Source organism: Saccharibacillus brassicae (assembly GCF_006542275.1).
GTDB lineage: Bacteria > Bacillota > Bacilli > Paenibacillales > Paenibacillaceae > Saccharibacillus > Saccharibacillus brassicae.
Genome location: NZ_CP041217.1, coordinates 675,452 through 699,565 on the forward strand (window position 1 = coordinate 675,452; position 24,114 = coordinate 699,565).

At 59.5% G+C, this 24,114-nt stretch carries 19 protein-coding genes; 1 reads left to right on the forward strand and 18 read right to left on the reverse strand.

The features are described from left to right. Nucleotides 1-139: 139 nt before the first annotated feature. The 7 genes from pyrE to pyrR form a co-directional block, all read right to left on the reverse strand. Nucleotides 140-781, reverse strand: coding sequence for an orotate phosphoribosyltransferase (gene pyrE / locus FFV09_RS02675; protein ID WP_141446251.1), 642 nt, complete (start codon nucleotides 779-781; stop codon nucleotides 140-142). Beyond that, complete coding sequence (gene pyrF / locus FFV09_RS02680; RefSeq protein ID WP_281288470.1) at nucleotides 778-1,515, reverse strand: orotidine-5'-phosphate decarboxylase; 738 nt, start codon at nucleotides 1,513-1,515, stop codon at nucleotides 778-780. Before pyrF ends, pyrE begins: the two co-directional genes overlap by 4 nt. A 112-nt stretch (nucleotides 1,516-1,627) precedes the next feature. Next, nucleotides 1,628-4,852 carry a carbamoyl-phosphate synthase large subunit gene (gene carB / locus FFV09_RS02685; protein WP_141446252.1) on the reverse strand — a complete coding sequence of 1,075 codons (3,225 nt, stop codon included), beginning with the start codon at nucleotides 4,850-4,852 and terminating at the stop codon, nucleotides 1,628-1,630. A 2-nt stretch (nucleotides 4,853-4,854) separates the two neighbouring features. Beyond that, complete coding sequence (carA, locus tag FFV09_RS02690) at nucleotides 4,855-5,985, reverse strand: glutamine-hydrolyzing carbamoyl-phosphate synthase small subunit (RefSeq protein WP_141446253.1); 1,131 nt, start codon at nucleotides 5,983-5,985, stop codon at nucleotides 4,855-4,857. A 523-nt stretch (nucleotides 5,986-6,508) separates the two neighbouring features. Further along, a complete protein-coding gene (locus tag FFV09_RS02695; RefSeq protein ID WP_141446254.1) occupies nucleotides 6,509-7,858 on the reverse strand; it encodes a dihydroorotase in 1,350 nt (449 codons plus the stop codon). A gap of 106 nt (nucleotides 7,859-7,964) precedes the next feature. Then, nucleotides 7,965-8,876 (reverse strand): aspartate carbamoyltransferase catalytic subunit, encoded by a 912-nt coding sequence (locus tag FFV09_RS02700; protein WP_141446255.1) that lies wholly within the window; start codon nucleotides 8,874-8,876, stop codon nucleotides 7,965-7,967. Then, complete coding sequence (pyrR, locus tag FFV09_RS02705; RefSeq protein WP_141446256.1) at nucleotides 8,873-9,430, reverse strand: bifunctional pyr operon transcriptional regulator/uracil phosphoribosyltransferase PyrR; 558 nt, start codon at nucleotides 9,428-9,430, stop codon at nucleotides 8,873-8,875. The genes FFV09_RS02700 and pyrR overlap by 4 nt, the downstream gene beginning before the upstream one ends. Nucleotides 9,431-9,986: 556 nt before the next feature. On the opposite strand from pyrR, the gene FFV09_RS02710 reads away from it, so the two are divergent. After that, nucleotides 9,987-11,984, forward strand: coding sequence for a methyl-accepting chemotaxis protein (locus FFV09_RS02710; protein WP_141446257.1), 1,998 nt, complete (start codon nucleotides 9,987-9,989; stop codon nucleotides 11,982-11,984). 192 nt (nucleotides 11,985-12,176) lie between these two features. Here FFV09_RS02710 and FFV09_RS02715 read toward each other — a convergent pair whose 3' ends face one another. The 11 genes from FFV09_RS02715 to ftsZ form a co-directional block, all read right to left on the reverse strand. Then, the gene (locus FFV09_RS02715) at nucleotides 12,177-13,430 is read right to left on the reverse strand and encodes an LL-diaminopimelate aminotransferase (protein ID WP_141446258.1); all 1,254 of its coding nucleotides are present in this window, start codon (nucleotides 13,428-13,430) and stop codon (nucleotides 12,177-12,179) included. Between the two features lie 302 nt (nucleotides 13,431-13,732). Continuing rightward, nucleotides 13,733-14,704, reverse strand: coding sequence for an RluA family pseudouridine synthase (locus FFV09_RS02720; protein ID WP_141446259.1), 972 nt, complete (start codon nucleotides 14,702-14,704; stop codon nucleotides 13,733-13,735). A gap of 2 nt (nucleotides 14,705-14,706) precedes the next feature. Continuing rightward, entirely contained in the window at nucleotides 14,707-15,213 is a 507-nt protein-coding gene (lspA, locus tag FFV09_RS02725; protein WP_141446260.1) for a signal peptidase II, read from the reverse strand. A gap of 209 nt (nucleotides 15,214-15,422) precedes the next feature. Further along, on the reverse strand, nucleotides 15,423-18,515 hold the full coding sequence (ileS, locus tag FFV09_RS02730) for an isoleucine--tRNA ligase (protein ID WP_141446261.1): 3,093 nt from the start codon (nucleotides 18,513-18,515) through the stop codon (nucleotides 15,423-15,425). Nucleotides 18,516-19,048: 533 nt separating this feature from the next. Beyond that, a complete protein-coding gene (locus FFV09_RS02735) occupies nucleotides 19,049-19,579 on the reverse strand; it encodes a DivIVA domain-containing protein (protein WP_141446262.1) in 531 nt (176 codons plus the stop codon). A gap of 166 nt (nucleotides 19,580-19,745) precedes the next feature. Then, nucleotides 19,746-20,528, reverse strand: a complete 783-nt coding sequence (locus tag FFV09_RS02740; RefSeq protein WP_141446263.1) for a YlmH family RNA-binding protein — start codon at nucleotides 20,526-20,528, stop codon at nucleotides 19,746-19,748. A 12-nt stretch (nucleotides 20,529-20,540) separates the two neighbouring features. Then, entirely contained in the window at nucleotides 20,541-20,831 is a 291-nt protein-coding gene (locus tag FFV09_RS02745) for a YggT family protein (protein ID WP_141446264.1), read from the reverse strand. A gap of 10 nt (nucleotides 20,832-20,841) precedes the next feature. Then, nucleotides 20,842-21,297: a cell division protein SepF gene (locus tag FFV09_RS02750; protein ID WP_141446265.1), complete on the reverse strand. Its 456-nt coding sequence runs from the start codon at nucleotides 21,295-21,297 to the stop codon at nucleotides 20,842-20,844. A 2-nt stretch (nucleotides 21,298-21,299) separates the two neighbouring features. Further along, nucleotides 21,300-21,989, reverse strand: coding sequence for a YggS family pyridoxal phosphate-dependent enzyme (locus FFV09_RS02755; RefSeq protein ID WP_141446266.1), 690 nt, complete (start codon nucleotides 21,987-21,989; stop codon nucleotides 21,300-21,302). After that, on the reverse strand, nucleotides 21,986-22,861 hold the full coding sequence (gene pgeF / locus FFV09_RS02760) for a peptidoglycan editing factor PgeF (RefSeq protein WP_141446267.1): 876 nt from the start codon (nucleotides 22,859-22,861) through the stop codon (nucleotides 21,986-21,988). The genes FFV09_RS02755 and pgeF overlap by 4 nt, the downstream gene beginning before the upstream one ends. A gap of 114 nt (nucleotides 22,862-22,975) precedes the next feature. Next, nucleotides 22,976-24,106 (reverse strand): cell division protein FtsZ, encoded by a 1,131-nt coding sequence (ftsZ, locus tag FFV09_RS02765; RefSeq protein WP_141446268.1) that lies wholly within the window; start codon nucleotides 24,104-24,106, stop codon nucleotides 22,976-22,978. Between the last annotated feature and the right edge of the window lie 8 nt (nucleotides 24,107-24,114).

Consider the following 24,114-nt stretch of genomic DNA (forward strand, 5'->3'; position numbering starts at 1 on the left):
GGTTTATTTTGAGAACTATTCTTAGAACAAGCTTACCCCATTGCGCAGAGACCGTCCAGAGACGCCGCGCCGGGAAATCGTCAAAAGGCCGGAATTCCGATTGCGGATTCCGGCCTTGCTTAGGTTATAAGGGCATTGATCAGCGGCCGAACGCCGACGGGTCCGCGCGCCACGATTGGAGCAGCTCGACCTGGCTTTCTTGAATCGTGCCGAGCTCAAGCGCCGTCTGCATCAGCGCCGTATAGTTGGACAACGTCGCAAGCGGCACGTTCTCCTCGGCAAAAGCGGAAGTCGCGCGGTCCAGCTGATAGCTGAAAATCGCGAGTACGGCGAGCGGTTCCGCTCCGGCTTCGCGCACGGCCAGCGCCGCCTTGAGCGAACTGCCGCCGGTGGAGATCAAGTCTTCGATCACGACGACTTTCTGCCCTGCCTTGATCAGTCCTTCGATCTGATTCTGCTTGCCGTGGCCTTTCGCTTTGTCGCGAATGTATGCCATCGGCAGATTCAGCTTCTGCGCCACCCACGCCGCATGCGGAATGCCGGCCGTCGCCGTTCCGGCGATAACTTCCGCGTCCGGGTACTGCGTCCGGATCAATTCGGCGAAAGCGTCCGCGATCCGCTCGCGCACTTCCGGGTACGCCATCGTCAGGCGGTTGTCGCAGTAGATCGGGGATTGGATACCCGATGTCCATGTAAAAGGTTCGTCGGGGCTCAGGGCCACCGCGCCGATGTTCAGCAGGTCTGCCGCAATTTTCGCTTCTGTTGCCGTATGAGTCGTCATTGTGTCATCTCCTCCAATATTCGAATGATCGCTTCTCTCGGATCGGCTGCGGCGGTGATCGGCCGGCCGACGACGATATAGTCGCTGCCGCCGGCGATCGCTTCGCCCGGCGTCTTCGTGCGCGATTGATCGTCCGCCGCGCTGCCCGCAGGCCGGATACCCGGCGTTACCGTACGGAAGTGCGCGCCGCAGGCGTCCTTGATGCCCTGCGCTTCGAGCGGGCTGGCCACGACGCCGTCCAAGCCGGCGCCGGACGCAAGCTTCGCGTAGTGGATGACTGCGTCTTCGATACTGCCCGGGATGCCGATTTCTTCGTTCATCGTGCCTAGATTGGTGCTCGTCAGCTGCGTGACCGCGATCACGAGCGGCCGGCTCAGCGCCGAATCCGCCGCCAAAGCTTCTTCCACGCCCCGCATTGCGGCGGCCATCATGGTCGATCCGCCTGCGGCGTGCACGTTAAACATGTCGACGCCGAGCTTCGTGATGCTGTTCGCGCCGCCTTTGACCGTATTCGGGATGTCGTGCATTTTCAAATCGAGAAAAACCGAGTATCCCCGCTCTTTGAGCTCGCGTACGAACTGCGGTCCCGCTTGATAAAAAAGCTGCATGCCCACTTTCATATAGCAGGGAATGCCTTCCAGGCTCAGCATGAGCTGCCGCGCTGCCCGGTCGTCCGGATAATCGAGCGCGACCATGAGCCGCTGCGCCATCGGCGACGTGTGGATCGAAGTCATGGGGTTCCTCCCTTTTCCGTGTTGCGACGGTATCCGGCCCGGCGCGCAGACGACAGGCGCCCGCAAAATCTGCATGGCGCCTGTCGGTGTTCGCTGTTCCGGTTGTCGATGGTTACAGGCTCTGCGCTCCGACCGGCATAGCGCGGGACGTGAAGCTTACCGTCTCCAGCATGTCCAGCAGCGCCGCGACCGTATCGAGCGAAGTCATGCAGACCACGCCGTTCTCGACCGCTTCGCGGCGAATACGGAATCCGTCGCGCGCCGGCGTTTTGCCTTTGGTCAGCGTATTGAACACGAAGTTCGCTTCTCCGCTGCGGATTTTGTCCAGAATGTTCGGCTCGCCTTCGCTCAGCTTGTTGACGCGCGTTACCGGGATACCGGCGTCTTCAAGCGCTTTGGCCGTGCCTCCGGTCGCCATGATCGAGTAACCCAGCGTGTAAAAGCCTTCCATCAGCTTGACCGCTTCCGCTTTGTCTTTTTCGGCGACGGTGACGATGATCGATCCGGTGGACGGAATCTTCATGCCTGCGCCGACGAGACCTTTGTACAGCGCTTTGGCGTAATGTTTGTCGCGGCCCATGACTTCGCCTGTCGACTTCATTTCCGGTCCGAGCGTCGGCTCGACGCGGCGCAGCTTGGCGAACGAGAACACCGGCACTTTGACCGCGACCTGGTTGCTTTCCGGCCACAGTCCTTCTTTGTAGTCCAGATCCGCCAGCTTGACGCCGAGAATGGCCTGCGTCGCGAGGTTCGCCATCGGGATGTCGGTGACTTTGCTCAGGAACGGTACCGTACGCGACGAACGCGGATTTACTTCGATGACATAGACTTCATTTTGGAAAATAACGAACTGGATATTGAGCAGGCCGATCGTCTTCAGCTCTTTCGCGATGCGAATCGTGATGTCGACGACTTTCTCCTGCAGTTCTTTGGACAGATGCTGCGGCGGGTACACCGCGATCGAGTCGCCGGAGTGAACGCCCGCGCGTTCGATATGTTCCATGATGCCCGGCACGAGCACCGTATCGCCGTCGCAGATCGCGTCGACTTCGACTTCCTTGCCAAGCATGTAGCGGTCGATCAGAACCGGATGCTCCGGATTGATGTCTACCGCTTCCTTCATATAGCTGAGCAGCTCTTCGTCGGAGTACACGATCTCCATCGCGCGGCCGCCGAGTACGTACGACGGACGCACGAGTACCGGATAGCCGAGGCCTTCCGCCGTTTCGACCGCCTGGTCGACCGAAGTGACCGTTTTGCCTTTCGGCTGCGCGATATCAAGACGGGACAGCATCGCTTCGAACCGCTTGCGGTCTTCCGCTTCGTCGATACTGTCGAGCGACGTGCCGAGAATCTTCACGCCCGCGTCCTGCAGCGGCTTCGCGAGGTTGATTGCCGTCTGGCCGCCGAACTGCACGATGACGCCGATCGGCTTCTCCTGTTCGATGACGTTCATGACGTCTTCGAAGAAGAGCGGCTCGAAGTAGAGACGGTCGGACGTGTTGAAGTCGGTCGAGACCGTCTCCGGGTTGTTGTTGATAATGATCGCTTCGTAACCGGCTTTGCGGATCGCCCAGACGGCATGCACGGTCGAGTAGTCGAACTCGATGCCCTGGCCGATACGGATCGGGCCGGAACCGAGCACGATGATCTTCTCTTTGTCCGTCTGCGTCACTTCGTTCTCCTGCTCGTACGTCGAGTAGTAGTACGGCGTCTCCGATTCGAACTCGGCCGCGCACGTATCGACCATTTTGTAGACCGGCACGAGCCCGATCTCTTTACGGTAAGCGCGAACGTCGGCTTCCTTCGTCAATCTTCCGTTCTCGCGTCCCTGCGCGCGCAGTTCGGCGATCGCGCGGTCGGTGAAGCCCATGCGCTTCGCTTCGGTCAGCAGCTCGTCCGACAGTTCGTCGGTCTCGGCCAGCACCGTCTCGAACACGACGATGCGCTCGATCTTGTCGAGGAACCACCAGTCGACCTTGGTCAGATCCTGGATCGTCTCCAGCGCGTAGCCGCGGCGGAACGCTTCGGCGATCAGGAACATGCGCTCGTCGTCCGGCTTCGCCAGGCGGCTGTTCAGGTCTTCTTCGCTCAGCGCGTCGGCGCCTTTGACGAGCAGGCGGTGCGTGCCGATCTCCAGCGAACGGACCGCTTTTTGAATCGACTCTTCGAACGTGCGGCCGATCGCCATGACTTCGCCGGTCGCTTTCATCTGCGTGCCGAGCTTGCGGTTGGCGTGCATGAACTTGTCGAACGGCCAGCGCGGGATCTTCGACACGATGTAGTCGAGCGCCGGTTCGAAGCAGGCGTACGTCTGCCCGGTAACCGGGTTCATCAGCTCGTCCAGCGTGTAGCCGAGCGCGATCTTGGAAGCCATTTTGGCAATCGGGTAGCCGGTCGCTTTGGAAGCGAGCGCCGACGAGCGGCTGACCCGCGGATTCACTTCGATGACATAATATTGGAAGCTGTGCGGATCGAGCGCGAACTGCACGTTGCAGCCGCCTTCGATGTTCAGCGCGCGGATGATTTTGAGCGACGCGGAACGCAGCATTTGGTATTCGCGGTCGGACAGCGTCTGGCTCGGCGCGACGACGATGCTGTCGCCGGTATGTACGCCGACCGGATCGAAGTTCTCCATGTTGCAGACGACGATACAGTTATCGTTGGCGTCGCGCATCACTTCGTATTCGACTTCCTTCATGCCGGCGATGCTGCGCTCGACCAGGCACTGCCCGATCGGGCTGTAGCGCAGGCCGGACACGACGATCTCGCGCAGTTCTTCTTCGTCCACGCAGATGCCGCCGCCGGTGCCGCCCAGCGTGTAGGCCGGACGCACGATGATCGGATAGCCGATCTCGCCCGCGAAATCAAGCGCTTCGTTGAGCGTCGTCACGATAACGCTGTCCGGAACCGGCTGTTCCAGCTCGCGCATCAGGTCGCGGAACAAATCGCGGTCTTCCGCTTTTTCGATCGATTCCAACTGGGTGCCGAGCAGCTTGACGTTCTCGCTCTCAAGTACGCCGGCGCGCGCCAATTCAACCGCCATGTTCAGACCGGTCTGGCCGCCGAGCGTCGGCAGCAGGCCGTCCGGACGTTCGTGGCGGATGATCTGCGTCACGAATTCGAGCGTGATCGGTTCGATGTATACTTTGTCGGCCATGTTCGTGTCGGTCATGATCGTAGCCGGGTTGCTGTTGATCAGGACGACTTCCACGCCTTCTTCACGGAGAGCCTGGCACGCCTGGGTACCGGCATAATCGAACTCGGCCGCCTGACCGATTACGATCGGGCCCGAACCGATCACCAGAATTTTTTTGAGTTTGTCGTTTTTCGGCATAATTAACGTGCTCCTCTCATCGCGGCCATCATTGCGGCTTGTCGCGGCTGCTTGGGACTGCTTTTTTTGAATTCGCGGATCGTATCGATAAAGCGGTCGAACAGGTAGCTGTTATCAAACGGACCGGGCGCCGCTTCCGGGTGGTACTGTACGGAAAACGCCGGGAATTTCGTGTGCCGCAGCCCTTCGATCGTCTTGTCGTTGTTGTTGATATGCGTAACTTCAAAGTCGGTACCGGCCAGCGATTCTTCCTTGACCGTGTAGCCGTGGTTCTGCGACGTGATGTAGCAGCGGCCGCTTTCCAGTTCCTTCACCGGGTGGTTGCCGCCGCGGTGGCCGAACTTCAGCTTCTCGGTATCCGCGCCGCCGGCCAGCGCCAGCAGCTGATGCCCGAGGCAGATACCGAAGATCGGGTATTCGCCGAGCAGCTGCTTGATCGTCTCGACCGCCTGCGGCACGTCTTTCGGGTCGCCGGGACCGTTGGACAGCTGGATGCCGTCCGGGCTCATGCGGCGGATCTGCTCGGCCGTCGTGTCCTGCGGCACGACGACGATGTCGCAGCCGCGTGCGCTCAGTTCGCGCACGATGCCGCTTTTGGCGCCGTAGTCGATCACGACGATCCGCTCGCCTTTGCCGGGGCTGTTATACACATGCTGCGTGGACGTTCTTTGCACCTGGTTCGTGACCAATTCGGAAGATTGCAGCATCTCCTGCAGCTCTTCGACGGACTTGCTGCCCGCGGTCAAAATGCCGCGCATCGTGCCGTGGTTGCGCAGGATGCGGGTCAGCATGCGGGTGTCGATGTCGCTGATGCCGACGATGCCGTGCTCTTTGAGCAGCTCGTCGAGCGTGTACTCGGCGCGCCAGTTGCTCGGCACCGGCTCGTAGCGCCGCACGACGAAGCCGTTCACGAACGGGCGGACCGATTCGAAGTCGTCGCGGGTAATGCCGTAGTTGCCGATCAGCGGGTAGGTCATCGTCACGATCTGGTTGCAGTACGACGGATCGGACAGTACTTCCTGGTATCCGGTGATGCCTGTATTGAACACGACCTCGCCGGTTGTGTCGCCTTGGGCGCCGAACGAGCGGCCGGTGAAGAGCGTGCCGTCTTCGAGCAGAAGTTTTGCCTGCATGGGTGTGTATCCTCCTCGGTTTTTGGAAAATAATAGGTGTGGGGGGTGGTTGGGAGACGCTGCGGGCTGAAGAGGGCTTTCGATCGCCGTTGAAATCCGTTTTTCTTCCGATTGGACTTAAAGCAGCTGTCGGTAGAAAAGCGGATTTCAAATGCGAACGCTGCGCTTCTCAATCTCCTCTTCAGCCCTCCGCTCCCTTTGGATGTAGGCGTTACGGTAAGGTCAAAGACTCAAAGCTTAAGATCAAGGGACTCAAGATCGGGAGCGTCGGCGAAGCTATGGCTTCTGGACGGCTCGGGCAAGGCATTTAAGATCGGGAGCGTCGGCGAAGTCATAACTTCTGGACGGCTCGGGCAAGGCATTTAAGATCGGGAGCGTCACCGAAGCTATAGCTTCTGGACGGCTCGGGCAAGGCGGTCAAGATCGGGAGCGTCACCGAAGCTATAGCTTCTGGACGGCTCGGGCAAGGCATTTAAGATCGGGAGCGTCACCGAAGCTATCGCTTCTGGACGGCTCGCGCGGGTCAGCTGTTCACGCTCTGGGTCAGTTCGGCGCCGAAGACGGGGCGGCCGGCGACGAGGGTCATGACGGGCCAGCCGGACAGCGCGCGGCCGGTGAAAGGCGTGTTGCGGCCTTTGGTCGCGAACTGGTCGGGATCGACGATCTTTTCGAGTTCGAGGTCGATGACGGCGAGATCGGCGGTTGCGCCGACCTGCAGCTTGCCGGCGTTCAGGCCGAACACGCGGGCCGGGTCCTGGGTCAGGCGGCGGACGAGGAAGTCCAGCGTCCAGCGTCCTTTTTGGACGAACTCGGTGTACAGCAGCGGGAAGGCGGTCTCGAAGCCGACGATGCCGAACGGCGCGAGCAGCATGCCTTTGGCTTTCTCTTCCGCGCTGTGCGGCGCATGGTCGGTCACGAGGATATCGATCGTGCCGTCTTCAAGCGCTTCGATGCAGGCCGCGACGTCGCGCGGGGTGCGCAGCGGCGGGTTCATTTTCCAGTTGGCGTCCATGCCCGGAATGTCTTCGTCGGACAGCACCAGATGGTGCGGGCACACTTCGGCGGTCACGTTCACGCCGATCGACTTGGCGAGGCGGATCAGGCGGATCGACTGTTCGGTGCTGACGTGGCACACATGGTAATGCACGCCCGTCGCTTCGGCCAGCAGTACGTCCCGTCCGACATGAATCGCTTCGGATTCGTTCGGAATGCCTTTGATGCCGTGTTTTTTCGCAAATTCGCCTTCGGACACGTACAGACCTTTGACCAGCGAGTCGTCTTCGCAGTGGGCGATGACCGGCATGCCGAGCGCGGCGGCTTTGGTCATGGCGTCTTTCATCATCTGCGCGTTCTGCACGCCTACGCCGTCGTCGGTAAAGCCGATCGCGCCTGCCTCTTTCAGCGCTTCGAAGTCCGTCAGTTCGCGGCCCAGTTCGTTTTTGGTAATTGCCGCGTACGGCAGCACGTTGACCAGGTTCGCTTCTTTGGCTTTGCCCAGCACCAGCTTGACGGTCTCCGGATTGTCGGTGACCGGCTTGGTGTTCGGCATGCAGGCGATCGTCGTGAATCCGCCCTGCGCCGCGGAACGCGCGCCGCTCTCGATCGTTTCTTTGTGCTCGAAGCCCGGTTCGCGCAGATGCACGTGCATATCGATCAAGCCCGGCGTCACAAGCTTGCCCTGGGCGTCGTACACGAGCATCGCTTCGTTCTCGTTCTCGATCATCCGGTCGTCCGCCGATTGGTACCAGCCGGAAGACAGAATGGCCAGCACTTTGCCGTCCTGAATCAGAATATCGCTCCGCTGCAGCTGCCCGTCTTCGCTCAGCACGCTTGCATTTTGAATCCATACGTCCACGTTCGAATAATTCATCATGGTCCAAATCCCTCCGGTTCCGTTCTCGCTTTTCGTTTCCGTCCGCCTTGTCCGTCCGTTGTCCGCCGTCTATCCGTTATCCGTGTGCCGCTCTGCCGGGGTCCGCTTAGCGCAGCGCCCGTTCGACGACCACCATGCGGATCGGCACGCCGTTTTGCATCTGCGGGAAAATCCGCGAGTTCGGCGCTTCCACCAGTTCGCTGTCGATCTCGACGTCGCGGTTCACGGGAGCCGGATGCATGATGATCGCGTGCGGCTTCATCTTGGCGGCGCGCTGCGTCGTCAAGCCGTACTGGGCGCGGTATTCGTCAGCCGACTTCAGCACGCCTTCGGCATGCCGCTCCAGCTGCACCCGCAGCATCATGACGACGTCCGCGTCCAGCGCTTCGTCCATCGTCACATAAGGCGCATGTTCTTCGAGTTCCGCAGCCTGCATGCTGTGGGGGGCGCAGAACTTCACGTTCGCGCCGAGCGCTTTGAGCGCCCACAGATTCGAGCGGGCCACGCGGCTGTGCTTGATGTCGCCGACGATCGAGACGGTCAGGCCGCGAATCTCGCCGAACTGTTTCTTCATCGTGTACAGATCGAGCAGCGCCTGCGTCGGATGTTCGTTGTTGCCGTCTCCGGCGTTGATCAGCGGCACTTTGACGTGCTTGGCGAGTTCTTCGAGCACGCCGATCGGCTTCAGCCGGATGACGCCGGCGTCGATACCCATGCTTTCAAGCGTGCGGACCGTGTCGTAGACCGACTCGCCTTTTTCGACGCTCGAAGCGGCTGCCGCAAAGTTCAATACCTGCGCGCCGAGTCTTTTTTGCGCCATTTCGAACGAGAAGCGGGTGCGCGTGCTGTTCTCGAAAAACATATTGGCGATAAAACGGTGCTCCAGCACCGGAATGCGCTTTTCTTCGTGTGCTTCCCAGTAAGCGGCTCGTTTGAGGATCGATTCCAGCTCGGCGGCTCCCATGTCTTTGAGGCCGAGCAGCTGGCGATCGCGGAGCGAAGGATGATAGGCGATCATGCGAGCACCTCCCGGCGGCTGCCGATACGCACTTCTTCGGCTCCGTCGATTTCGCTTAGGAACACTTCGATCTCTTCCGTCCGCGAGGTCGGTACGTTCTTGCCCACGTAGTCGGCGCGGATCGGCAGTTCGCGGTGTCCGCGGTCGGCGAGCACGGCGAGCTGGATCATCTGCGGCCGTCCGCAGTCCATCAGGGCGTCCATGGCGGCGCGGATCGTGCGGCCCGTGTAGAGCACGTCATCGAACAAAATCACTTTTTTGTTCTCGATCGACACATCCGCGTCTCCGAACAGTTCCTGGCAGTTGATGTTCGGCTCTCTCGAATCGCGGTCGTCACGGTACGAGCTGATGTCGATCTCTCCGCAGGCGACCGGCGTTCCCTCGATTTCGAAGATGCGTTTGGCGATCCGCTTGGCCAGCGGTACGCCGCGCGTCTTGATGCCGACAAGCACGCAGCCTTCGATCCCTTTGTTCTTTTCCAGAATTTCGTGGGCGATCCGGGTCAATGCCCGGCGAATAGCGGCTTCATCCATAATGACATGCGTTTCGTTCATGAGCGTGCGCCTCCTTAGGCAAAAGGTTGGTGTCACCTCTCGGCCCCGTGAACGTCGGTTCTTTTGCCGTTGTGCGCAAAAAGACCCCTCGCCCGAATGGGCAAGGGGTCGAAATCGACACATTGATGCGACGAAGCGCGCCAAAAATGTACCCGCTCTCGGCGGATGCATACCTGGTGAATCGTCGTTCACGTTACCTTGCCAGTCTCACGGGACTGAATTAAAGGTGCTATTCATTGGGCGCCGCAGCGCCTCTGTTGCAATGAATTATGACAGAAGCGCTTGCTCCTGTCAACCACCCGCCTTCGCTTTGGCCTCATCTGTGCCGCATGACCGGCGTGACGCGGCTCCGCTTGAGTGCGTCTTCGATTCATGCGGCATGCGCAAGCTCGTAAACCGTTTGTTTTCTTGTTTATAATTATACATTTAAATGTTGTATTTATGCAACAGGTTTTTGTTAAACTTCTCCCGGGCTTTTTTCGAAAACGGTTGCTGGAATTTCTGGATTGGATTACCGATATTATAGGTTAGAACGCAACTAGGGAGCGATTACTGAATGAACTTGTTAAAAAGCAAACGTTTTTCTTTATCTTTGGGCAGCAAACTGTTAATCTTCTTCATCTCCATCCTGGTCGTCTCGCTGTTCGTATCGGCCGCCTTGTCTTACCGCTCGGCCGTAACCGCGCTCAGCCGAGAGCTGACGACCAACTCGACTTCGAGCGTCAAAACGATGAATGCGATCGTCTCGCGCGATATCCAGTCGAGAATCGACGCGGTCGATTATCTGGCGTCCACGCTGACCTCGACCGCTTTCGCGTCCGGCGGATTCAAGACCGGAACGGTGAACGCGCCGCTCGATACGTACGACTTGACGCAAAGCGACGTCGACCTGGCTTACGCCGGCTCTGCGACCGGCGCCTATATCGGTTCCGCTTCGAGCTACGTCAACCTGCCCGCCGATTACGATCCGCGCACCCGGGATTGGTACACCCTTGCGATGGACAACCCGGATCGGGCGGTCGTCACGGAACCTTACGTCTCGGCTTCAAGCGGCAAAACGGGTATCACGATCGCCAAGCGCATGAGCGACGGCAGCGGCGTGGTCGGTATCGATCTCTCGATCGATTCGCTGCTGCAAACGACGCAGGCGATGACGATCGGCAAAGAAGGCTACGCGTTCATCACGACAGAAAGCGGCACGTATATTTCGCATCCGACGTACAAACCCGGAGAAAGCAACGATATTTCCGTCCGGCTGTCCGAACAAACCGCGGCCGCCGGCACGTTCAGCTATATTTTCGAATCGGAACCGAAAGTGCTCATTTATGAAAAAAACGAACTTAGCGGCTGGATCATCTCCGGCAGCTATTACGAAAACGAAGTGCAGGAAGCGGCGCGGCCGATCTTCTACCTGCTTATGACCGTGCTCGCCGTGTCTCTGCTTGTCGGCGGAACGATCATCTGGCTGCTGACCCGTTCGATCGCGCGCCGCCTGCAAAAAGTCGCCCGCGCCGCCGAAGCGATCAGCGCCGGCGATCTGACCGGCACGATCACCGATTCCAGCGGCGACGAGATCGGCCGGCTGGCCGCTTCGTTCCGGGACATGAACGCTTCGCTCGGCGGGCTCGTCCGCTCGATCAACGGCTCGGTCTCGGACGTGGCGGCTTCTTCCGAGCAGCTCAGCGCAAGCGCCGAGCACACAGGCAAAGCGACCCGGCAGATCACGGAGTCGATCGAAGGCTTCGCGGCCGGCAGCGAACGGCAGAGCGAGAAAGTCGCCGACAGTTCGCGCCGCCTGGCCGAAGTATTCGAATGGCTGTCCGAGCTTCGCACCGGTTCGGAACGTCTGGCGCACGCTTCGCGCAGTTCGGCCGAGATGGCCGAAGAAGGCGACCTGCTGGTCGACCGGACGCTGGACCGCATGCGGGAGATCGACGCGTCGGTCCGCGAAGGCGGCGAAGTGATCTCCGGCCTGTCCGCCAAATCGCAGGCGATTACCGGCATCCTGCATACGATCGACGAGATCGCTTCGCAGACGAATCTGCTCGCCCTGAACGCTTCGATCGAAGCGGCGCGCGCCGGCGAAGCCGGGCTCGGCTTCACGGTCGTCGCGAGCGAAGTCAAGAAGCTCGCGCAGCAGTCGGCCGATTCGGCCAAAACGATCGAAGGCCTCATTCAGGACATCGTGGCCGATATCCAAGCTTCGCTGGAGACGTTCGTCAAGATCCGCCACTCCGTCACCGGCGGCCTGGAGACGGCCGAGCAGACCGCGGACAATCTGCGCCGGCTCAAAGCGGCATCGGAAGAAGTATCCGACGACCTCAGCGGCATGAACACGCAGGTCGGCGAGATCGCCGGGCATGCCCAGGAAGTCGCCCAGGCGGTAGGCGCGATCGCGCAGGCCGCACAGGCGAACCAGGCCGGCACCCACGAGATCGCCGCCGCTGCCGAAGAACAGCTTGCTTCGATGGAGCAGATCGGGCAGTCGTCGTCTTCGCTGGCGCTGCTCGCCGAGCAGCTGCAGGGCGAAGTCGAACGGTTCAAGATCGATTGAACCGTGCCTCCTTCCTTTTGCGAATCCGCAAATCGAACGCAAAATCGAAACGCAAATCGAAATTCAAAATCGAAACGCAAACCAAAACGCAAAAAAGCCGATTCCCGGATCATCCGGGAATCGGCTTTCTGCTTGTTCGGACTTGGCTTGGGTCCAACGTTGAACGTATTGAAATCAGACGGAAATCGCCGATTAAAATTCGAATTCTACGTCGCTCAGGCGGCGCTTGATCTCTTCGATGACGCGTTTCTCTTCGTCGAGGCCTTTCGCTTCGAACGTGACGGAGAAGCGTACGAACGAACCCGCGTCGTCCCACGGTACGGTGGAGATCAATTTTTCACGAATCAGGAACTGCGAGAACGCTTCGCCGCTGCCGAACGTTTCGCCGCCTTTGATTCCTTTGGGTGCCTGTACGTACAGGAAGAACGAGCCTTTTGGCTTCGTGGCGGTAAAGCCCAGTTCATTCAACGCTCCGACCAGCATGTCGTGGCGGCGCGAATATTTCTCCGCGATGCCTTCGGTGATCGACGGATTGGCCAGGCCGTACGCGGCCGCTTTCTGGATCGCGATGAATTGGCCGGAATCGTTGTTGTCCTTCACGTCGCTGAACGCTTTGACGATCAGCGGATTGCCGGCGACGAAGCCGATTCTCCAGCCGGTCATGTTGTACGACTTGGACAGGGAATGCAGTTCGATGCCCACGTCTTTGGCGCCCGGTACGCTCAGGAAGCTGAGCGGCTTGAGGCCGTCGTAAGTCAACGCCGCGTAAGGGGCGTCATGCACGACGATGACTTCGTTCGCTTTGGCCCACTCGACTACCTTCGTGAAGAACTCGACCGTGGCGCTTGCGCCGGTCGGGTTGTTCGGGTAGTTCAGGTACAGCAGCTTGGCGCGCTTCGCGATATCGGCCGGAATCTCGTCGAGATTCGGCAGGAAGTTATTCTCCTGGGTCAGCTGCACATTGTACACTTCGCCGCCCACGTACTTCGTGTGCGTACCGAGCACCGGATAGCCCGGTACGGTCAGGATCGCCACGTCGCCCGGATTGATAAATACGGACGGCAGCATCGCAAGCGCCGGCTTGGAGCCGATCGAGTGGACGATTTCGGTGTTCGGATCGATGCCTTCGACCTTGAACACGTCGGCCAGATACTGCGCGGCGGCCGCTTTGAATTCCGGAATGCCGTTATCGGCGTAGCCGCGGTTTTCCGGCTTGGCCGCTTCTTCGGCCAGCTTGGCCACGATGCCCGCATCGGCCATCTCGTCCGGCTCGCCGACGCCCATGTCGATCAGTTCGACATCGGGGAACGCCTGGCGCGCGGCCGCTTTGGCACGCTTGATCTTCTCGAATTTATAAATATTGGTGTCCTTGCCGTAGTTGGCTCCGCCGATCCGGTCGGCAAATACCTGCTGGACGAACGTGTTCTGATAGCTCTCGATACTCATGGTTAAGTTCAGCTCCTTGGACAGATTGTTCTATGTTCCATCATGCCGCAGATTCGCGGCGGAGAACATGGATTATGTGGCGGAAAATTGGTGTTTTTGCGACGGTTGGAGACGCTTCGGGGTGGAAGGGCCGGCGGATCGCGGCTGCCGTCCCAACCGGCGCGCGGCGGGACGGGAAGGCGAAAAAAGGCTTGCCCTCTTCAAGCAGGGCAAGCATGGGCGGTCCTTGCCCTTGGGTTCGCCTCACCGGGAGGCGAACGGTACAAAATGGGCTCCGCTTCGCGGCTCGCCAAGAGCAGCGCTTAGCGGCTGCGAAGATGGGTCAGCAGCTCTTCCAGATCGGCGGGAATCGGCGCGGAGAACTCCAGCCGTTCGCCCGTCGTCGGATGCGTGAAGCCGAGCGAGGCGGCGTGCAGCGCCTGGCCCTGCAGCTTAAGTCCGCCGGTGCGGCCGTACATCGGGTCGCCTACGAGAGGGTGGCCGATGAACTTCATATGCGCGCGGATCTGGTGCGTACGGCCGGTCTCAAGCTTCAGTTCGAGCAGCGTGTAGTCGCCGAACCGTTCGGACACGTTGAAATGCGTGATCGCGTGCTTGCCGCCGCTCTGAACGACGGTGAACATTTTGCGGTCGTGCGGGTCGCGGCCCAGATTGGCGTCCACGGTGCCGTGGTTATGCGCGATGTTGCCGTGCGCCAAAGCGGTATAGATGCGGCTGACGGAGTGCTCTTTGAGCTGTTCGGCCAGCGAGGCGTGCGCTTTGTCGTTCTTGGCAGCCATCAGCAGGCCGCTCGTGTCTTTGTCGATGCGATGCACGATACCGGGACGCACTTCGCCGTTGATGCCCGAGAGGTCCTTGCAATGGAACATCAAGGCATTGACGAGCGTGCCGGACGAATGGCCGACGGCCGGGTGCACGACCATGCCGCGCGGCTTGTTCACCACGATGACGTCGGAGTCTTCGTACACGACGTCGAGCGGGATGTTCTCCGGCACGATGTCGACCGATTCCGGCGCGGGCACGCGAACGTCCACCGTCTCGTTCGGGGACAGTTTGTAATTGGCTTTGACGGTCTTGCCGTTGACGGTGATATGCCCCTGATCGATCCAGAGCTGGATCTGGGAGCGGGACACTTCGTCGCCCATCGCTTCGGTTACGTATTTATCGACGCGCTGCTTGTTGAATTCGGCAGACACGTTCCACTGCATACTTTCTTCTTCGACTGCGATCTCTTCCGGCAAAGCGCCGGGATCGGCAGATTGATGCTTATCCATGTCTATTCCTCCGTGCGTTGCTCAAGCTTGTCCGTAGACTGCGGTTCGTTCGGGCGTTTGGCGTCAAGCAGCGTATCGATGATGATCAGGGCGACGCCGACCACGATGCAGGCGTCCGCAACGTTGAAGATCGGGAAGCTGTAACTGCCGAAGTTGAACAGGAAAAAGTCGACGACTTCGCCCATCCGAAGACGGTCCAGGAAGTTGCCCAGCGCTCCGCCGAGCACGAGGCTGAGCGCGATCGGCAGCAGGCGGGCCGAACCTCTGGCGTTTTTGACGCGCTGCAGATACCAGATGATCCCGGCGACGACGACGAGCGTCACAATGATGAAGAACCACTGCTGCTCCTGCAAAATGCCGAAAGCCGCGCCTTTGTTCCGGTGCGAAGTCAAAATGAAGAAGTCGCCGATGATCGGAATTTGATCTCGAATCTCCATGCGCGTAGCGACCAGGTATTTGGTCCCCTGGTCAATCAGAAAAGCTACAAGCGCGATCACATAATAAATCACGTTAATCCGTCACCTCATACCTTCAAGTTGGGACCGGCGGACGATGCAAGCTTCCTTTCCGGCCCGTCTATTGTAGCACAGCGCCAAAGATAGCGTCTATCGTGCCGACCGGCTGCCGCCGGGCAACACAAGACCCCGCGGCCGACCGTCCGCAGGGACGATCTCCGCGGGGCTCCCGCAGCGGTCTTGCTTGCTGTTCGCCCTGAATTCTAGCGAATCTTGATGCCGACTTCCTTGCCGCCGAGCGTCATTCTCTCCATGCCGTCTTCCGAGCCGAACGATACGCCGTCCACGAGCACGTTCTCGCGCAGCACGGAATCGAACGCTTCGAGCGCGGCCTGCAGTTCGGCGTCGACGTCGAGCGTCAGGTCGACGCGCTGCTCGACTTTGAGGTCGAGCTTTTTGCGCGTATCCTGCACGGCCCGGACGATCTCGCGAACCCAGCCTTCCTGTTCGAGTTCAGGCGTCACGTCGGTGTTCAGCGCCACCGTCAGGCCGTAGCCGGACGCGGACGCGAATCCTTCTTTCGCTTTTTTCTCGATCAGCAGCTCTTCGCCCGTCACTTGAAGTTCTTCGCCTTCCGGCGACGCGATATTGAAGTGTCCGTTGTCCACGACCGCACGCGTCTCCTGCGCCGTCATGCCTTTGAAGTGGTTTTGCAGGAAGCCGACGTTTTTGCCGTACTTTTTGCCTGCCACTTTGAGGTTCAGCTTGAGCGTGTAGTCGACGAAGTCGCTGTCTCCGCTCTCGATCCGGATCTGCTTCACGTTGATCTCGTCCTTGACGATCTCCGCGTAATCGGTCAGGTCGAACTCGCGGTCCATCGAGACGATCAGCTCGGACAGCGGCTGGCGCGTCTTCAGGCTGTTCTCGTTGCGCACGTTGCGGGCCAGTTCCACGATCTGCTGCGACGTCTTCATGTCGCGTTCCAGTTCCGCGTCGATCAGCGAAGCGTAGGCCGTCGGATAATCCGCCAGATGCACGCTCGTCTGTCCGCCCAGGTTGCCGTACAGGTCTTCGGCCAATACCGGCATGAACGGAGCGATCAGGCGCGCGAGCGTCGAGAGCACTTCGGTCAGCGTGCGGTACGCGTCGAGCTTGTCGTCCGTCAGGCCGCTGCCCCAGAACCGGTCGCGCGAACGGCGGATATACCAGTTGCTCAGGCCGTCGACGAATTCTTCGATGCCTTTGGCGGCGCTCAGGAAGTCGTTGTCTTCAAGCGCTTCGTTCGCGGCCGCCACCAGGCTGTGCAGGCGCGACAGAATCCAGCGATCCAGACGTCCGGTCGGCACCTGGAAAGGATGCGCCGCCGGATCGAATCCGTCGATGTCCGCGTACAGCGTCAGGAACGCGTGCGTGTTGACGATCGTGTCGACGACTTTGGACTTGGCTTCGCCGACGACGCTTTTGGAAAAGCGCTTCGTGTTCCACGGCGCGCTGTCGGCCAGCATCACCCAGCGGAACGCGTCCATGCCGTATTCTTCGAGCACTTCCCACGGATCGACGACGTTGCCTTTGGACTTGGACATTTTCTGGCCGTTCTCGTCCAGGATATGTCCGGTCGCCATAACGGATTTGTACGGCGCTTCGCCCGTGATCATCGTCGAGACCGCGAGCAGGCTGTAGAACCAGCCGCGCGTCTGGTCGATACCTTCGACGATCATGTCGGCCGGATACTGCGCTTTGAACGCTTCTTCGTTTTCGAACGGATAATGCTGCTGGGCAAACGGCATCGAACCGCTGTCGAACCAGACGTCGATCACTTCGGACGTCCGGGTCATGACCGCGCCTTCGGCGAACGGGGACTTCAGCTTGATCGCGTCCACGTAAGGCTTGTGCAGCTCGATGTCTTCCGGCACGAAATCAACCGCGCGCTCGCGCAGGTCGGCGATGCTCTTCGGCGCGTATTCCCTGCCTGTCTCTTCGCATACCCAGACGTTGAGCGGCGTGCCCCAGTAGCGGTTGCGGCTGATGTTCCAGTCGATCAGGTCATCGAGGAATTTGCCGAAACGGCCGTCGCGCACATGTTCCGGATACCATTTGACGCCTTTGTTGTTTTCGACCAGTTTGTCTTTGACGGCCGTCGTGCGGATAAACCAGCTGTCTGTCGCGTAATACAGCAGCGGCGTGTGGCATCTCCAGCAAAACGGATAGCTGTGCTCGTATTTTTCTTTGCTGTAGAGACGTCCTTTTTCCGACAGCGCTTTGACGATCTCGATATCGGTCTCGCCGTCTTTGACGAAACGTCCGGCAAAATCGGTCACTTCGTCGACGAAGCGGCCCTGCGAATCGACCAGGTTGATAAAGCTGATCCCGTTCTCGCGGCAGACGCGGTAATCGTCTTCGCCGTGCGCCGGCGCCAGATGCACGACGCCCGTACCGCTCGCGTCCGTGACGAAGTCCGCGCCGAGGATCAGATGCCCTTTTTCCGGCGTGAAGTAATGGAACGGCGCGTCGTAGCTCAAGCCGACCAGTTCAGAGCCCGGCAGTTCGCCCAGCGTCTCGAACTCGCCTTTGAGCACGCTGCCCGTCAAGTTTTTCGCCAGGATCAGCACTTCGCCTTCCTGCTGTACTTTGACGTACGTCATCGCCGGATTGACGGCCAGCGCGATGTTCGAAGGCAGCGTCCACGGCGTCGTCGTCCAGGCCAGCACGTACTCGCCGCTCTCAAGCTTGAACTTGGCGGTCGCGCTCAGGTCTTTGACGTCTTCGTAGCCCTGCGCCACTTCGTGCGAGCTCAGCGTCGTCTGGCACGAAGGACAGTACGGGCTGACGCGGTGTCCGCGGTACAACAGCCCTTTGTCGTGGATCGTGCCGAGCAGGTTCCAGACGCTTTCGATATATTTGTTGTCCAGCGTGATGTACGGGTTGTCGAGATCCGTCCAGTAGCCGATCGCTTCGGTCAGCTCGCGCCACTGCTTCTCGTACGTAAACACGCTCTCTTTGCACTTTTTGATAAATTTCTCGACACCGTACTCTTCGATATCGTGCTTGCCGGAGATGCCGAGCTGTTTCTCCACGCCCAGCTCGACCGGCAGGCCGTGCGTATCCCAGCCCGCTTTGCGAACGACGTGGAAGCCTTTCATCGTCTGGTAGCGACCGACGAAGTCCTTGATGACGCGTCCCAGCACGTGTCCGATATGCGGCACTCCGTTTGCGGTCGGCGGTCCTTCGTAGAAGACGAAGTTCGGCTTGCCTTCGCGGTTCTCGATCGACTGCTTGAACGTATTCTCTTCATTCCAACGGTTCAACACCCGCAGGTCGCGCGCGCGCGCTTTTTCTCTGACATCGACTCTTTGCATGTCTGTCGGCTCCTTTTGTATGGGGAATAAATGCTCGTCAATCCAAATCAGCGATCCGAAAACAAAAAAAGCCCCGCCCCCGTAAAGGGACGAGACCTGCTCGCGTTACCACCCTTGTTTCGCCTGCCTGCACAGTCTGTCCGAAAAACGCCGGAGAACGCCGCTTTTCGGGCATCGCGCAGCAGAGCGACACCTTGTCTTCCGCGTCCAATAACGCGGGGCCGCTGTAACGGTCGGCATCCGATACGGCCTACTCTCTCCTGCATGAATGTCGCAAAAGGATTCGGGCGTACTTCTCCGGGACGATCTTCGGTCAATGCTTCGTACGCCGGCTTGCAGCTCTTGAAGGCCCGGCTCTCTGGAGAACGAACGGCATCGCTTACTGTTCCCATCGTGGAATTTGGTTCATGTTATGGATCTCATCCGGACTTGCCGTCCGGAACGCCGCAGCGGCGTTCTTTATTTATAGCGCTATCCGCGGCGGTTGTCAATAGCTGACACCGACCGCCGCAGCGGACCTAAGCGCGGTCCGCCTAGTACGATTCGCTCGCGCGGCGGCGTTCGGCCTGGGCCTGCTCCATCTCGCGATCGAGTTCGCGGCTCTGGCGATCCAGCGCGTCCCAGCCGTCCTGGGCGAGCAGTTCGAGCTGCGCTTCGATCAGCGTCCGGAAACGGGTGCGGTAGATGGACGCCTGCTTCTTGAGCTCTTCCATCTCCACGGCGACTTTGCGCGATTTGACCAAAGATTCGTTGATGATGCGATCGGCGTTTTTCTCCGCTTCCTTCACGATCAGCTGGGCTTCCTTCTTCGCGTTGCCGCGTACTTCGTCCGCCGCTTCCTGCGCCACGATGATCGTCTTGCTCAGCGTGTCTTCCAGGTTCATGAAATGGTTGAGACGCTCTTCCATCGACGTCATGCGGTGCAGAAGATCTTTATTTTCGCGAATGACGCTCTCGTAGTCTTTGATCACCTGATCCAAAAACTCGTTGACTTCATCTTCATCGTATCCGCGAAGACGCCGGCTGAATTCTTTGTTATGTATATCCAGCGGTGTTAATGCCATGATGTGCACCTCCAAGTGTATTGAGCACGCTGCCAACCCCTCGGCGAACGGCCGGCCGTATCCGGTTTGTGAATCGGGCCGCCCGACTGCGGCCCCTTTGCTTTATCGGAATTTCGACGTTCGCACGCGAATTCCTGCATGAAACGATACGCCTTCTCCACAAATTCTATACAAACTTGCCGATCCGGACCCGATACCGGCCTTTTTTGGTCAAATCGCCGACTTCCAGCACCCGAAAGCGCCCGAAGCCCTGCAGGGAGACCGTGTCTCCTTCGCGCAGCATTTTGGAAGGATCTTCTTCCACTTTCCAGTTCACCCGGCAGCGCCCCGCCTTGATCGGAGCGAGAATCTTCGCCCGGCTCATACGGTATACGTCGCTCGCGATCCCGTCAAGCCGCGGCGAAGCGACCGTCAGTTCCAGTTCCGCAAGCTCCGATTCCGCGGCAAGCAGCGAAGCAATCGGCAGCACTTCAGTGAACACGTTCACCCGGTGCACCTGACGCAGCTCCAGATTAAGAAAATCCGCGATCTCGGCGGCTACCACGATATGGCAGCCGTCTTCGCGCGGATGGATATCGCCGACTTTGGAACGCTTCATGCCGAGTCCCAATACCGAACCCATATAATCGCCGTGCCCGAGCTCCATGAACTTGGTGTCCGACGGAGTGATCGACAGCACGGCAAGCTTCGTGTCTTCTTCCTGCAGGTCCCGGTAATCCGGAGCGATCACGGCGCGCCGGCGTTCGGCAGCCTCGCTGCCCCCGTCCAGGCGAAAGTCGACGTCCGGTTCGCGGTTCGCCAGCATCGTCAAAATCTGCAGCTGGCGCGGATCGAGAAAATCGGTCAGCTTCGTCTCGTGATAGCGGGCCGCGCCTTCAAGCCATTCGGAAGCGCGGTCGACGAATTCGCGTTCGTCGGGATGGATATGTTCGTACATGTTTTTACTCATGTCAGGCCCTCTTTAACCGATCGCTCTGGCAAGCAGTTCGATCAGGTACAGCACGCCGCGCTGCACGAATTGAAGAACGAAGAATGCCACGATCGGGGAAATGTCGAGCATGCCGCCGATCGGCGGGATGAAGCGGCGGAAGATGGCCAGGTAAGGTTCGGCAATTTTGCCCAAAATGACGCCGACCTGGCTCTCGCGCACATTCGGTACCCAAGACATCAGGATATAGATGATCAGAATCCAGGAATAGATCTGGAAAGCCCAAGGAACAATGACGTTATGGAGCAGAAGAAGAAATTCCATTAAACGATATTCACCTCATTTGATTATTAAATTCGTGATCTTCGCGGATCAGGTCCGCGATGGTGCCTTCCACTTCCACCGTATCCGGCGTGCAGAGGAAAATGTCTCCTCCGACTTTGGAAATGTTGCCGTTGATCGCGTACACGGTGCCACCGAGAAAATCGATGATCCGCTTGGCGTGGTCGCGGCGAACCTGCTGCAAATTGACGACGACCGAACGGTGCGCGCGCAGATGGTCGGCGATCTGTTGGGCGTCGTCGTACGTACGCGGTTCCACCAGAATCACTTTGACGCTTTTCTGAGCATGGATACTGACCACGTTGTTCGCTTTCGCGTTTTTGCGTGTCTCGTAATTGGAAGCCGCGTCGTAAGGCTGATCGTCCGGATCGGCTACTTTCTCGCGCTCTACGATCTCTTCTTCTTCCTGCAGGCCGAGAAAATTCATAAAACGGTTCATGACACCCATCTTCAATCCTCCTCTTTTCCTACCAGAATGGAGCCCAGGCGAAGCCAGGTCGCTCCTTCTTCGATCGCCACTTCAAAATCGCCCGACATGCCCATCGACAGATGCTCGATCGGCGCGGACCACGCTTCGCGGGCATTGAGTTCGTCCCGCAGCTCGCGCAGTCCCCGGAACGTCGGGCGGGCGCCTTCGGCGTCCCGGTCGAGCGGCGCCATCGTCATCAGGCCCACCACGTTCAGATGGGAATAGTCCCGCAGCTGCCGCACGAAATCGTATACTTCTTCGGGCGGCATGCCGGATTTGGAATCTTCGCCCGATACGTTGACCTGAACGAAGACGTTCACCTCTATATCGGACGCGGCGGCCTGACGTTCCAGTTCTTTGGCCAACGAGAGACGATCCAGCGAATGAATATACGCGAATCTCCCGATCACGTCTTTTACTTTATTGCTCTGCAGCTGGCCGATAAAATGCCACGTGCCCTGGCTGCCGAGCGCTTCCCATTTCGGTTTGGCGTTTTGCCAGCGGTTTTCGCCGATATGGCGAATGCCGCTGTCGAACACCTGCGCCGTTTTTTCCGTCGAGACGTACTTCGTTACCGCTACAATGTTCACTTCTTCCGGCGATCGGCCCGCGCGCGCGCAGGCTTCGGCCACCTTCTCGTTCACATGCGCGATCCGCTGCTGTAAAGTCACCGGAGCGTGCCTCCTTCTCGTAATCCGATCCAGCTCGCCATTCGGCCGGTCTGTCCTTTTTCCTGTCGATGCGAAAAGAACAAATCGGTCCGGCTGCCCGTGCACCACTGCGTGCGCAGCACGTTTTCCGGACGTAATCCTGCTCTTATCATAAGGTGTCGATTCAATTCTTTCAAGTTAAGCAGCGCTTTGCCTCCGCCCAAATCTTCGGAAAAGTCAGACAGCGAACGAGAACCATTACCCGACTCCTTTTCCAGCAAAACGCCGACCTGCCCAAGCACCGCTTCGTCCACCTCGTAGCGGCGTTCCCCGATGCAGGGACCGATCGCCGCCAGAACGTCGTCGGGCCGGCTGCCGTACTGCTCGCCCATGCGCTCGACCAGCCGCCGGCCGATCCCGGCGACCGTGCCTTTCCAGCCCGCATGCGCAAGGCCGATCACCTGCCGTACCGGATCGAACACGTACAGCGGAGTGCAGTCGGCGTAGAACGAAGTCAGCAGAATGCCCGGCACGTTCGTCAGCAGGCCATCCGTATCGGGAAACGCGCTGTCGCGGTCCGACCGGCCCCGGCCGCGGTCTTCTTCCGTCACAATAGCGATCTCGGCCAGATGCACCTGTTCGCCGCTCGTCCAGTCTTCGAACCGGAAACCGGCCGCTTCCGCGACCCGCGACCGATTCTCCGCTACGTGAGCCGGATCGTCGCCGACGTGCAGCGCGCAGTTGAGGCTGGCGCGGAAGCCCTCGCTGACGCCGCCTCCGCGACCCGTGAAGCCCGCGCTCAAGCCGTCGAACCGCTGCCACGGAGCGATATCGAATACTTCCGCCCCGTTGTCCGCCGTCCGGCGAACGAAAGGTTCCGTCATGCTCGTCATCTAATCGATTCCTCCTTGCCGAATACGCACAGCGTATAGCCCCGTATCCGTATGTTGAAAAAAAGATCCGCTTCCGTATAGCGAAAGCGGATCTTTCGTAAGTCGCAATCCTTGTTAGTCGTTGTTCTGGCGCGAGCGGTTCCGCAGGAACGTCGGAATATCCAGCTGGTCGCCTCCGGCCTGAGGCTCGAAAGCGGGACGCTGCGGCTGCTGCGGCTGAGGACGGTCGGGTTGACCGCCTTCGGGCTGCTGGGCCGCCGGACGACGGATCAGAGGCTTCATCGGCGCAGGCTTGTGTTCGAAGCCGGTCGCGATAACGGTCACTTTGATCTCTTCTTTCATCGTCTCGTCGATGATGGCACCGAAGATCATGTTCACTTCCGGATCGGAAGCTTCGATGACGATTTCGGCCGCTTCGTTGACTTCGTACAGCGAGAGGTTCGAACCGCCCGTGATGTTCATGATGACGCCGCGGGCGCCTTCGATCGACGTCTCGAGCAGCGGGCTCATGATCGCTTTGCGCGCGGCGTCCGCCGCACGGTTCTCGCCGGCCGCTTCGCCGATGCCCATCAGCGCGGAACCGCGCTCGGTCATGATCGTCTTGACGTCCGCAAAGTCGAGGTTGATCAGACCCGGAACGGCGATCAGGTCGGAAATGCCCTGAACAGCCTGACGCAGGACGTTGTCCGCTTCGCGGAACGCTTCCAGCATCGGGGTCTTCTTGTCGACGATCTCAAGCAGGCGATCGTTCGGAATGACGATCAGCGTATCGACTTTTTCTTTGAGCGCTTCAATGCCGAGTTCGGCCTGCGCAGCGCGCTTGCGGCCTTCGAACGTGAACGGACGCGTGACGACCCCCACCGTCAAAGCACCGCATTCGCGCGCGATCTCCGCGATAACCGGAGCTGCGCCCGTGCCCGTGCCGCCGCCCATGCCGGCGGTAACGAACACCATATCCGCTCCTTTGAGCGTATTGCTGATCAGTTCGCGGGATTCTTCCGCCGCCTTCTTGCCGACGTCCGGATTGGCACCCGCGCCAAGACCTCTTGTCAGCTTGTCGCCGATCTGCAGCTTGTGTTCCGACTTAGCCAGGTGAAGTGCCTGGGCATCCGTGTTGACCGTAATAAACTCCACGCCTTGAACGCCGTTCTCGATCATCCGGTTGACGGCATTGCTGCCTCCGCCGCCTACGCCGATGACTTTAATACGCGCCAGGCTTTCCATTTCGAAATCGAATTCCAACATATTCCTCC

What these genes read in the sequence shown, in the direction of transcription:
- pyrE (WP_141446251.1), bottom strand. Translation starts at nt 781, where the DNA reads ATGACGACTCATACGGCAACAGAAGCGAAAATTGCGGCAGACCTGCTG.
- pyrF (WP_281288470.1), bottom strand. Translation starts at nt 1,515, where the DNA reads ATGACTTCGATCCACACGTCGCCGATGGCGCAGCGGCTCATGGTCGCG.
- carB (WP_141446252.1), bottom strand. Translation starts at nt 4,852, where the DNA reads ATGCCGAAAAACGACAAACTCAAAAAAATTCTGGTGATCGGTTCGGGC.
- carA (WP_141446253.1), bottom strand. Translation starts at nt 5,985, where the DNA reads ATGCAGGCAAAACTTCTGCTCGAAGACGGCACGCTCTTCACCGGCCGC.
- FFV09_RS02695 (WP_141446254.1), bottom strand. Translation starts at nt 7,858, where the DNA reads ATGATGAATTATTCGAACGTGGACGTATGGATTCAAAATGCAAGCGTG.
- FFV09_RS02700 (WP_141446255.1), bottom strand. Translation starts at nt 8,876, where the DNA reads ATGATCGCCTATCATCCTTCGCTCCGCGATCGCCAGCTGCTCGGCCTC.
- pyrR (WP_141446256.1), bottom strand. Translation starts at nt 9,430, where the DNA reads ATGAACGAAACGCATGTCATTATGGATGAAGCCGCTATTCGCCGGGCA.
- FFV09_RS02710 (WP_141446257.1), top strand. Translation starts at nt 9,987, where the DNA reads ATGAACTTGTTAAAAAGCAAACGTTTTTCTTTATCTTTGGGCAGCAAA.
- FFV09_RS02715 (WP_141446258.1), bottom strand. Translation starts at nt 13,430, where the DNA reads ATGAGTATCGAGAGCTATCAGAACACGTTCGTCCAGCAGGTATTTGCC.
- FFV09_RS02720 (WP_141446259.1), bottom strand. Translation starts at nt 14,704, where the DNA reads ATGGATAAGCATCAATCTGCCGATCCCGGCGCTTTGCCGGAAGAGATC.
- ileS (WP_141446261.1), bottom strand. Translation starts at nt 18,515, where the DNA reads ATGCAAAGAGTCGATGTCAGAGAAAAAGCGCGCGCGCGCGACCTGCGG.
- FFV09_RS02735 (WP_141446262.1), bottom strand. Translation starts at nt 19,579, where the DNA reads ATGGCATTAACACCGCTGGATATACATAACAAAGAATTCAGCCGGCGT.
- FFV09_RS02740 (WP_141446263.1), bottom strand. Translation starts at nt 20,528, where the DNA reads ATGAGTAAAAACATGTACGAACATATCCATCCCGACGAACGCGAATTC.
- FFV09_RS02745 (WP_141446264.1), bottom strand. Translation starts at nt 20,831, where the DNA reads ATGGAATTTCTTCTTCTGCTCCATAACGTCATTGTTCCTTGGGCTTTC.
- FFV09_RS02750 (WP_141446265.1), bottom strand. Translation starts at nt 21,297, where the DNA reads ATGGGTGTCATGAACCGTTTTATGAATTTTCTCGGCCTGCAGGAAGAA.
- pgeF (WP_141446267.1), bottom strand. Translation starts at nt 22,861, where the DNA reads ATGACGAGCATGACGGAACCTTTCGTTCGCCGGACGGCGGACAACGGG.
- ftsZ (WP_141446268.1), bottom strand. Translation starts at nt 24,106, where the DNA reads ATGTTGGAATTCGATTTCGAAATGGAAAGCCTGGCGCGTATTAAAGTC.